Origin of the sequence: uncultured Thiothrix sp., from assembly GCF_937873765.1 — a bacterium.
Classification (GTDB): domain Bacteria; phylum Pseudomonadota; class Gammaproteobacteria; order Thiotrichales; family Thiotrichaceae; genus Thiolinea.
This window is the reverse complement of the sequence record NZ_CALMZC010000059.1, coordinates 32,692-42,002: the sequence shown is the minus strand read 5'-3', so window position 1 is coordinate 42,002 and position 9,311 is coordinate 32,692. Positions and strand designations below refer to the sequence as shown.

The 9,311-nt window shown below is 36.9% G+C and carries 12 protein-coding genes; 1 reads left to right on the top strand and 11 read right to left on the bottom strand.

What is annotated here, in order from left to right; genetic code table 11:
* Nucleotides 1-58: 58 nt before the first annotated feature.
* From Q0307_RS17640 to Q0307_RS17590, 11 genes are all read right to left on the bottom strand, one after another.
* The gene (locus tag Q0307_RS17640; protein WP_298662449.1) at nucleotides 59-274 is read right to left on the bottom strand and encodes a hypothetical protein; all 216 of its coding nucleotides are present in this window, start codon (nucleotides 272-274) and stop codon (nucleotides 59-61) included.
* A gap of 180 nt (nucleotides 275-454) precedes the next feature.
* Entirely contained in the window at nucleotides 455-1,186 is a 732-nt protein-coding gene (locus Q0307_RS17635) for a DUF2971 domain-containing protein (protein WP_298662448.1), read from the bottom strand.
* A gap of 300 nt (nucleotides 1,187-1,486) precedes the next feature.
* Entirely contained in the window at nucleotides 1,487-1,948 is a 462-nt protein-coding gene (locus Q0307_RS17630; RefSeq protein ID WP_298662446.1) for a hypothetical protein, read from the bottom strand.
* Between the two features lie 194 nt (nucleotides 1,949-2,142).
* Nucleotides 2,143-2,370, bottom strand: coding sequence for a hypothetical protein (locus Q0307_RS17625; RefSeq protein ID WP_298662444.1), 228 nt, complete (start codon nucleotides 2,368-2,370; stop codon nucleotides 2,143-2,145).
* Between the two features lie 228 nt (nucleotides 2,371-2,598).
* Nucleotides 2,599-3,240 (bottom strand): hypothetical protein, encoded by a 642-nt coding sequence (locus Q0307_RS17620; RefSeq protein ID WP_298662442.1) that lies wholly within the window; start codon nucleotides 3,238-3,240, stop codon nucleotides 2,599-2,601.
* Between the two features lie 164 nt (nucleotides 3,241-3,404).
* On the bottom strand, nucleotides 3,405-3,962 hold the full coding sequence (locus tag Q0307_RS17615) for a hypothetical protein (RefSeq protein ID WP_298662441.1): 558 nt from the start codon (nucleotides 3,960-3,962) through the stop codon (nucleotides 3,405-3,407).
* A gap of 123 nt (nucleotides 3,963-4,085) precedes the next feature.
* Nucleotides 4,086-4,277 (bottom strand): hypothetical protein, encoded by a 192-nt coding sequence (locus Q0307_RS17610; protein ID WP_298662439.1) that lies wholly within the window; start codon nucleotides 4,275-4,277, stop codon nucleotides 4,086-4,088.
* A gap of 22 nt (nucleotides 4,278-4,299) precedes the next feature.
* Nucleotides 4,300-4,776 carry a hypothetical protein gene (locus Q0307_RS17605; protein ID WP_298662438.1) on the bottom strand — a complete coding sequence of 159 codons (477 nt, stop codon included), beginning with the start codon at nucleotides 4,774-4,776 and terminating at the stop codon, nucleotides 4,300-4,302.
* Nucleotides 4,777-4,853: 77 nt separating this feature from the next.
* Nucleotides 4,854-5,699, bottom strand: coding sequence for a hypothetical protein (locus tag Q0307_RS17600; protein ID WP_298662436.1), 846 nt, complete (start codon nucleotides 5,697-5,699; stop codon nucleotides 4,854-4,856).
* Between the two features lie 149 nt (nucleotides 5,700-5,848).
* Nucleotides 5,849-6,661: a hypothetical protein gene (locus Q0307_RS17595; protein WP_298662434.1), complete on the bottom strand. Its 813-nt coding sequence runs from the start codon at nucleotides 6,659-6,661 to the stop codon at nucleotides 5,849-5,851.
* A 451-nt stretch (nucleotides 6,662-7,112) separates the two neighbouring features.
* Complete coding sequence (locus Q0307_RS17590) at nucleotides 7,113-7,643, bottom strand: hypothetical protein (protein ID WP_298662433.1); 531 nt, start codon at nucleotides 7,641-7,643, stop codon at nucleotides 7,113-7,115.
* A gap of 189 nt (nucleotides 7,644-7,832) precedes the next feature.
* Here Q0307_RS17590 and Q0307_RS17585 point away from each other — a divergent pair, with 189 nt between their 5' ends.
* Nucleotides 7,833-9,260, top strand: coding sequence for an integron integrase (locus tag Q0307_RS17585; protein ID WP_366936795.1), 1,428 nt, complete (start codon nucleotides 7,833-7,835; stop codon nucleotides 9,258-9,260).
* Nucleotides 9,261-9,311: the final 51 nt, after the last annotated feature.

The window sequence follows — 9,311 nt, the reverse complement described above, 5'->3', positions numbered from 1 at the left end:
TCGCTTAAGTTACTACCGCTTTAGTGGCTCTTCAACTCCTCTGGTGCATGACCCTATTTTATTGATTCTCTTGTGGCTCTAACTTTATTGCCTCTCTTATTGCGAGAGCTTCTTTACACTCTTGATTAAGATGGTAGATCAGAGAAGGAATATCATCAGGATGGACAATAATTGTCATGTATTCATCATTGTAGCTTTTTTGTTTAATACAGATATGCCCACGATTTCCAGCATACACTTCAATTTCTTCTCTATGATCAATAGCTAATGCCATAATTTAACCTCATCAATTTTCTCGTATCAGCAAAACATAAATATTCTGTCTATTTTTCAGTTTGGTATGCTTATTTATCATAGCACCCGCCAACGTCTCGGTTGACGGGCGCGGCGGGGAGTCGAATGGTCGGAGTCGTGGGCTGTCACCGCGTCCGTCGTCGAACCACTCGTTATGCCTTTATTGATATGTTGATAAAGACTTTTCAACTAATACATGGCTTAAGCCTAGAGAGTTTAATTTTTCTCTAACACTGTCAATAGATTCTGGATTCTTAGAACCAAGAATAACTTTTTGAATGCTGTTTTGGTCAGTGAGTGGCATATTAATATAAGGAATATCTTTACTCATAGAAACGCGACTCAGTACCGGTAATCCAGGAATGCTCTCTTCTTTTGAATTATGCCCGCCAGCATCAAACCACGTATTGTTATCCTTGTTTTTGGTTAGTAGGTGAATTACTCTAACTTCTTGTTCTTCATAAAAGCTCGGATTTTTGAGAGAAGCTAAGTCCATTGAAAATTCTAACAAAGTGTTTGTCATAATTGATAAATTATTGTCTTTAATTTTTTTCCACCATTTATGAAAGATGACAAGACTATTGAATATTAACTCTTCTTGTTCTTTTTTATTGTAGGAAACATTCTTCATATTTACCGGAAGAGTGTTTGACATAGTATTTTTGCAAAACCCAATTGAAAAGCCTTTGGCGTCGTCAGCATAGGCTCTCCATTGACTTAATAAGTCATCATTTTTCGAAAAAGATGCTATTAATGGTAAAAGGTCGCCGTCAACACTATATATACTCAAAATTATAAACATTCTAAATTCTTGAGGAAATAATTTTTTATTGTTTTTTAGAATATCTAATAATAAATCTCTACCCCATATTAATTCTTTTGTATCATTCATATTAAAGATGCTCGATAACCACATTGATCTATTTGTGCAAATTGACCAAAAAGCTATGGAGTTACAGTAATGATAAATTAACTCTCCTTTTGATGACTTATGGTTTAATGATGTTAAATCTTCTTTTCTTTTAAATTTGGAGATAATTTTATCTAGCACACTTTTTTGTCTCTGGGTTGCATAACGTCTAACATGACGGGCGCGGCGGGGAGTAGAAATTAAGGATCGCGGGCTGTCACCGCGTCCGTCGTCGATGTGCTTGTTAGCATTATTCTTAATTATTCAAATAAAAGCCTATGGTTATTGAAGAATTCCAGCACCTTCTGTTCGGTGTAAATATCCAGCCAATTGAGACCATGACTTTAATTTAACTATTTGAGTACAACTAGGATAATTAGTACAACCAAGAAAATAGCGGTCTAGTGTATTATCATTATGATTATATTTCTCTCTAAGAATCATAGGAGTGTGATGAATAGGACAAAGAATGTGTTCATCATGTTCTTTGATATGTTGAATAATTCTACTGTTGATATTTCTTTGTATACTTTTTTGATTACAAATTAAAGTAAGCTCTTGATTAGTAACCTGAAATTCATTTATATTTTTATTATGCAATAAAGACATATCTTTTGTTGTTAACCATTCTAAGCCATTGCATTTAGCGTTTCCTGTATTATAGTATCCAATACAAGACCAAAAAAAATCTTTTATACCAAGAAGTTCAGCGTCATTAATGCGTTGTCGATGTTGTATAAACATTGGTCTCCCACATTTGTTGCAACGTTTTTTTAGTACTAATTGACCTGTATGCCAAGCAAGAATGTGAGGAGTTTGACTGTCAATTTGATATGGTAACAAATTATCTTTATTTTTACTTGATTCTGTTAGAATTTCTTGTTGTTTTAGTTCTTGAAAAATGTCAAATTCATTTTCTCTTAATTTGTAAAGTTGACTTAAGTTGTTTTCATCATGTGGGTTAAGCTTTTTATCAAATGATTTTTTCTCTCAAGATCAGTTATTTCATTATTTACGTTGATTATGTTGTCGAGTTTTTTTCTTGAAGAAATGTTGTTACTATTGGCTCCTCGTTTAGGATGTACTTCAAATGCAGAGCTAAAAAAGGAAACAGCTTTAACTATTAAAGCACCAATTGAAAATATTCCATACAAAAAATCGAACATATTACACGCCTATAATTTTATATATTACTTTATAAGTATACAGTTTATTTTTACAAATAATCAATGGGTTGGTTTATATAATATTGACCTTCTGTCGTATTATAGAGCTGTTCATATCTATAATATCCTTATAATATAACCAGTAAGTCATTGATTTTTTGTTCCGACTATATCCCTGTTTCTTCCAAGGCATCCACGCGCTAAAAGCTTGTACTCTGCTAACCAACGTCATGTGTGACGGGCGCGGCTGGGAGTAAGTTGGGCGGAGTCGCGGGCTGTCACCGCGTCCGTCGTCGAAACACTTGTTGGGCCTTTATTTGAAGCCTTTAACGAATCGACGTTTTTTTGCAAAAGGCACTCTCTCGACCGATTAAAACCGTAGGGTAAGCACGATCTGCCACGCATCAGCGCACGGTTTTGTTGGGTTGGCACCAGTTTTAGCCAATGAACCGAAGCAGTTGTGCTATCAGCGAAGGGTAAGCGTTCTTTTTTCGGATCGTCAGGCTGGCACGTTGTATCACGCATCAGCGCAGGGTTTTGTTGATTTGGCACCAATTTTAGCGAACGAACCGAAGCACTTTTATTATCAGCGAAGGGCAAACGTTCTTTTTTCAGGCTGTCAGCCGGGCACGGTCCATCACGCATCAGCGCAGAGTTTTGTTGGATTGGCACCATTTTGGGCAAGCGAACATAACCACCTTTTGTATCAGCGAAGGATGAACGCTCTATTTTCAGTCTGTCAGGCTGGCACGTTTTGTCACGCATCAGCGCACGATTTTGTTGGGTTGGCACGAAAGCGGCGAGGCACAAACTTTCCCGCGCATCAGCGCGGCCACCAAACCCAATATTTTCAGGCTTGGAATCTGGCACGTTGTTTCCCGCGTTAGCGCATGACGAAATCATCTTTATTCGGTCTTTGAGTCTGGCGATGTGTATTGGTTTTTAACTCGCCCAACGTCATGTGTGACGGGCGCGGCAGGGAGTAAATTGGGCGAAGTCGCGGGCTGTCACCGCGTCCGTCGTCGACATAATTGTTAGCCCAGAAATTTAAAGCAAATTTTATAATCTTCTTTAAATTCCAGATATAAATTCAAATATAATAAGTTTTCATGAAAATTCTCTATTTGCGCATCTTTAATTTTTTTGTAATACATGGAAATATCATCCATTCGCCGAATTGATTCAAGCCATGAAGAATATTTTCTGGATTTGGTATAAGGATCCCAGAAAAGCGAAGGTATTTCTGAAAAACGAGGATGTTTCTTTTGGGTAAATAATAAATACTGCAATAATTTATTTGGAGCATCCCCATAAAAATGAGCATGTTCTATATATTTCTTTATGAAATCTGACGTAACTTCTATGTTTGGATTTTTAGCTAATATTCTCAAATAATTACTAACAAGCTGAGAATACATGACTTTATTTTTATCAACTATTCTGTCAGATATTTTATCAATTATGTCTTTATTTTCTAATAATTTTATTTCTTCTTGGTTTATATCAAACTCTTCCAAAAATAGAAATAGTTGATTCGTATTTCCGTAAGCAATCACTTTATCAAGTAAGCGATTTTCAATGGCAAGTGCCAACCCAAGAGGTTTGGTGGAGTTATGTTTTAAATAATCATTAATATTTTCTTCTGTAAAAGCGGGAAATATAGAATTTATTGTGATTAGTATATCCCGTAATTCTTCTGTATCATCAGGGTGAAACTATTTATCCCACTCAGTGAGGCTTAAAGGTTTAAACTCTTCTTTATTAGGATAAATTTTTTTTGCAGCATCTAAAAGGTCATATGGATATATATATTTTCTTGACTTGAATATCCATGAGGCATCATCATCACTATGTCTAGGTAAGATGGCAGCGGATACTTCGATTTTATCTTCATTTTGGTTATTCATGTGAAGCACCTAGAATTTTTCTTTAACATTTTTTTTCCGTAAGTAAAAAATAATATTTTGCGATGCATAATTCCAAATATTTATCTTTTATTTCTATTATATTAGTGTGAGTCAAGAAGTTTTGAGCTACTGATCCACCTATTGATATTATGATTTTATCATTATTGTCCTTCCAAAATATATAATATCTATCGTGCATTTTTTCTGTGGAATGACAATAAGATACTTCTTTAAATAAACCATTTTTACTTAAGTGGCCAGATATTGTTTTTAGCTTCTCTTTTCTCTCTTCTTTATTTTCCTCTGCACTTACCGTTTCAAATTTAGATATTATTTCTAAAGTGATGCTCGAAAAACCTCCAAAAAAACTTGCCAAAGTATACATATCGCTCGGAATAACATATGGGTCTATTACGCTTATTTTGGCGGTGTCTTTATTTTTGTCTAGTATTTTATTGAATAAGCTCTCAGCATATTCTAACGGTGTATCACTTAGCATACTGGGGATGCACGATATAGATGGTATGACGTGAGAATCTTTACGTTTTTTAAGTGCTTCTCTTAACTTGGACACTATCAAGAACCTACAGAAAGTTTTGTATTGTGAATAAGACTTTTTGTTTTTCCATTTTCCAATCTAACTGATCCAGCAATTATATTTACATCAAAATTTATACTTCGTACAAAGCCGTGTTTGCTTTTATATATTTTTCTATCTTTGTCCATGATTATTAGTTCAATTTTGTGTGGATATTCTTTTGCTATAAAATCAAAAATCTTCTCTGAAGTCTTGAAAAATTCAGTTTGTATTATGTCATCCTTATCCCATATATTAATTTTTGCACAAGTATCTTTATATAAGTCGAACTCATCGAGAATAGATACTTGAAGAGACTTTGGCAGTTTGTCTTCATTCTTTCTTGGTTTGTCAGTGAATCTAATTTTTATTAGTAATCTGATAGGATTGTATACAGAAAAAGAACCTATAAGCTCTTGATTTTTTTCAAGATTTATATTAAATCTCTTTTCCACATCATCAATCAGTGATTTGTTTTCCTTAAGCCATTCTAGGTTTAGTAGCTCACTTTTTTTATCATTAAGATAAATATTAATATCTGTGCAATGATCTATTAATGGATTATATAACTCTTCATCATCTGATAAGTATATAGTATCTTGAAAACTCTCAGAAAATGTAAATAATATTTTTTCATCTCCCAAGCTAAATGTAATATTTTGGTTGTTAACGGTATGTATTTCCTCATTGATTGACATGATGTAATATTTATATTTCTTTTTTAGCTTGCCGCTTATAATGTCTATATTATCCCTGTCAAATTTACTCAGCTCCCATTCAATGCATTCTCCATATATAAGATTATTTCTTCGATCGCAAATCAATAAATATTTATATTTTTTCATCTTAATCTAATGCTAAAGGTTTAATTTAGTGGAAGTATAAAGGCTAACGTCGTAATTGACGGGCGCGGCGGGGAGTCAGTTGAGCGAAGTCGCGGGCTGTCACCGCGTCCGTCGTCGAATAAATTGTTAGCTTTCTAATGTGTCTTTAATCAAAAAGGAATGTCATCAATCAAATAAAATTCTCTTGAATGAAGTTGTATTGATTTAACTTCCTCTCCAATGCTGAATTCTAGTGTGCTATTCTCTGGATTAAACCCTATATATTTACCAGTGAAATCTCCGTTTATGAAATAATCTGATCCTATTAAAAAATCAACATTCTCATTTTTTATATCACTTGATCTACCAATATTAATATTTGATCTGACATGATTTATTTTTAGGTCACTAGAGATTTCTAGTTTATTTATTTTCTTTGAGAGGTTGTTTATTGCATTTAGTATTACGCTATTTTCTTCGGATAATTCAACTTTGTTTTTTAGTGTGGCTGGTTCTATGCCAAGCATCTGAACAACTGAATTAATTTCAGTATCTTTATTGTCATGAGTGTTTTTAATGAAGTCGGAAAGTTTTGAAATTGTCTTCTCAACCTCGTCAATTCTTAAGCTTGAATCATATTCTAGGTATCTAAAGCCTTGTATATCAAATATTTTGTCTGTAATTTTATCTTTTATTAAGACTGCTGGCTTATTGAAAGCCTGTCTTAAACCAAGTTCATATAAAACATTCGGATTGTTATTGCTTAAATCGCAAATTACTAAGTCACTATTAATTATTTTTCTTAATATATCTATGACAATATAATTTGAGTTGGTAACGTCGTCTCCTCTTATTGGTTCAAAGTCAGCTAATTTGCAAGCTGGTTTTATAATGTATTCATAGACTCGTCTAAAATGGCCTTTCTCGTAATTATTTGTATCTGAGAAAGGCATAATAATAAAACATTGTTTTTCAGTAGGCATGGTGGTTATTTGTTTCTAAAGCTAACGTCGTAATTGACGGGCGCGGCGGGGAGTAAGCTGTTAAAAATTGCGGTCTGTCACCGCGTCCGTCGTCGAATGGCTTGTTGGCCAATAATTTAAAGCCTTTGACGAATCAACCTTTGTTTGTAAAAGGTGCGCTCTCGCTCCATTAAAACCTCAGGGCAGGCACGATCTGTCACGCATCAGCGCACCGTGAAAGTTGGGTAAGCCCCCGTTTTTGGTAAATGAACAGAACTATTTTTGTTGTGGCAAAGGGCAACCGTTCTATTTTCAGGCTGCCAGTCTGGCACAATTTATCACGCATCAGCGCACGACTTTTGTGGGCTGGCACGGCGAACGCGGTACGGCCTATCAGAGCATCAGCGAACGGGAAGGCCAATTTTTCGGCCTTTGAATCTGGCACGCTGTTTCCCGCGTTAGCACATTGTAATCATGTTTTAATAAAATCTGACTTATCGTAATCTTCTGGATGGTCATCAGTGGTAATGTATTTATAACCCATGCCAACACTACGTGCTGGTAAATCAAGAATCTGCGCAATGTCTCGATGGCGTCGAAACTGGAAAAGATAGGGTTTTATAAAAACCAAATACAATTTTATAGTTGATGCGTTTGGATTTATGAATCTTTTGAGCATATTAATTGAGCCATTTAAGGAAAAAATTGTATGCCCTATCAATAGGCTACCAACAAACTCACCTTTGTCAAAAAATCTGAAGCCTAACCAGTCATCATCATTATTGAGTAATGCAACTGTCGGTGTATTTAATTTATGGCTTAATGTCATAGCTACGCTATCAAGTGTATCAAAAGATTGATCTTCTGATAATTTATCACAAACAACCGTGATGCCTTTATGTGCAGGGATAATGACGCTTGAACGACGAAAAGTGTGCATGACTTCTGCACAACGAGCTTCGTTTGACTCACGAACAAGAATTTGTGTATAAAATGACCCCATATTTAAATCTTCTTTTTTAGTGTTGATACTGTCGGCGGCTTGTTATGGCCAACAGTTTATTAGGCGGCGTTCTGGAATATCAGAATAGCCAGCCTTCGCTTGAATTCTGCGCACGCGCCGCCTATCTGGTTCGTGGAGAATTCCGCATAGTCTGGCATTATCATAAATTGTGCACCCAAAATTCAGCTTATGTTAATGGATAAGAAGCATACACGAAGCCCCGTAGAACCGGCAACTACGTATTCCCATGAGTTCTGGGAAAATTACACGCTTTTTCTTGTTAAACAAGGTGTTATTCAGAAGTATGTGACGTGGTATGTGTTGCGTACTAAGCAGTATATTGCCTACTTTCCCGACGATCACATCCGTACCCATAAGCCCCAACAAGTAGAAGAATTTCTCACCAAAGTGGGGCGTGAAGTCAACTTGAAGGCTTGGCAATTTGGTCAAGTCGTCGATGCTATACGGATTCTGTTTTGTCTGGCATTGAAAAAAAGTTGGGCAAACGACTTCGATTGGGAATATTGGTCAGCGTCCGCGAAAAAGTTAGAAGCCAACCATGCCACCGTTGCCCGCGATTACATAAACGCCCTCGAAGGTTTAGAAGAATTGGAAATGCCTGAGGGCGAAGAGCGTTGTTCCAATGAGCCTTACCAACGTTACCAACCTGCATTAGCGGAAGTGGTCAAAGTGGTACGCCTCAAAAACTACGCGATGCGCACCGAGCAAACCTATCGCGGTTGGATTGCCCGCTTTTTTTACTTCCATAAACCCAATGATGTGCATGATTTGGGGGGTAAAGAAGTCAAGCAATACCTCGAATACCTTGTGCTTAAACGCAATGTTTCAGTTTCTACCCAAAAGCAGGCATTAAATGCGCTTGCGTTCCTGTTTAACCAAGTCTGGAAAAAGCCGCTGGATAATTTGGGTGATTTTATCGGCTCAAAACGCCTGCGTAAATTGCCAGTGGTGCTGTCCCGCGATGAAGTACGCCGCGTATTCCAACACCTGCAAGGGACGCATCATTTAATGACCGGACTGCTCTACGGTGGCGGTTTACGCCTCATGGAATGCGTGACCCTGCGGATTCTGGATGTGGATTTTGATTACAACCAACTGCTGATCCGCAATGCCAAAGGGTTTAAAGATCGGATAGTGCCATTGCCTGAACGTTTCAAAGAGGCGCTTAAACAACAAATCGATTTTGTCGAGCGTCAACACCAACTGGATTTAAAAAACGGGTTTGGCGAAGTGTACTTGCCTGATGCCTTGGGGCGTAAATACCAAAATGCGGCGAAAGAATTACGTTGGCAATACGTGTTTCCTTCCAGTGGTGTCGCTGCTGACCCACGCTCTGGGGTGGTGCGTCGCCATCATCTGCATGAAACCAGTTTGCAGAAAATCATTCGTCGGGCGGTGAAACAAGCGGGCATCACCAAACACGCTACCAGCCATACGTTCCGCCATTCGTTTGCTACCCATTTGCTCGAATCCGGTTATGACATTCGCACGGTGCAGGAGTTGTTGGGACATTCAGATGTGTCGACGACGATGATTTATACCCATGTACTGAACACACCGGGAATTAGTGTTAGAAGCCCTGCTGATATGATATAAAAAAGGGCAACCACTTGCGCAGATGCCCTGTATGAATACTCAAAGCGAATT

Excerpts from the sequence above, each read along its gene's own strand:
- Q0307_RS17610 (WP_298662439.1), bottom strand. The coding sequence starts at position 4,277 with ATGAATAACCAAAATGAAGATAAAATCGAAGTATCCGCTGCCATCTTA.
- Q0307_RS17625 (WP_298662444.1), bottom strand. The coding sequence starts at position 2,370 with ATGTTCGATTTTTTGTATGGAATATTTTCAATTGGTGCTTTAATAGTT.
- Q0307_RS17605 (WP_298662438.1), bottom strand. The coding sequence starts at position 4,776 with ATGCTAAGTGATACACCGTTAGAATATGCTGAGAGCTTATTCAATAAA.
- Q0307_RS17640 (WP_298662449.1), bottom strand. The coding sequence starts at position 274 with ATGGCATTAGCTATTGATCATAGAGAAGAAATTGAAGTGTATGCTGGA.
- Q0307_RS17630 (WP_298662446.1), bottom strand. The coding sequence starts at position 1,948 with ATGTTTATACAACATCGACAACGCATTAATGACGCTGAACTTCTTGGT.
- Q0307_RS17585 (WP_366936795.1), top strand. The coding sequence starts at position 7,833 with ATGTTAATGGATAAGAAGCATACACGAAGCCCCGTAGAACCGGCAACT.
- Q0307_RS17595 (WP_298662434.1), bottom strand. The coding sequence starts at position 6,661 with ATGCCTACTGAAAAACAATGTTTTATTATTATGCCTTTCTCAGATACA.
- Q0307_RS17590 (WP_298662433.1), bottom strand. The coding sequence starts at position 7,643 with ATGGGGTCATTTTATACACAAATTCTTGTTCGTGAGTCAAACGAAGCT.
- Q0307_RS17635 (WP_298662448.1), bottom strand. The coding sequence starts at position 1,186 with ATGAATGATACAAAAGAATTAATATGGGGTAGAGATTTATTATTAGAT.
- Q0307_RS17600 (WP_298662436.1), bottom strand. The coding sequence starts at position 5,699 with ATGAAAAAATATAAATATTTATTGATTTGCGATCGAAGAAATAATCTT.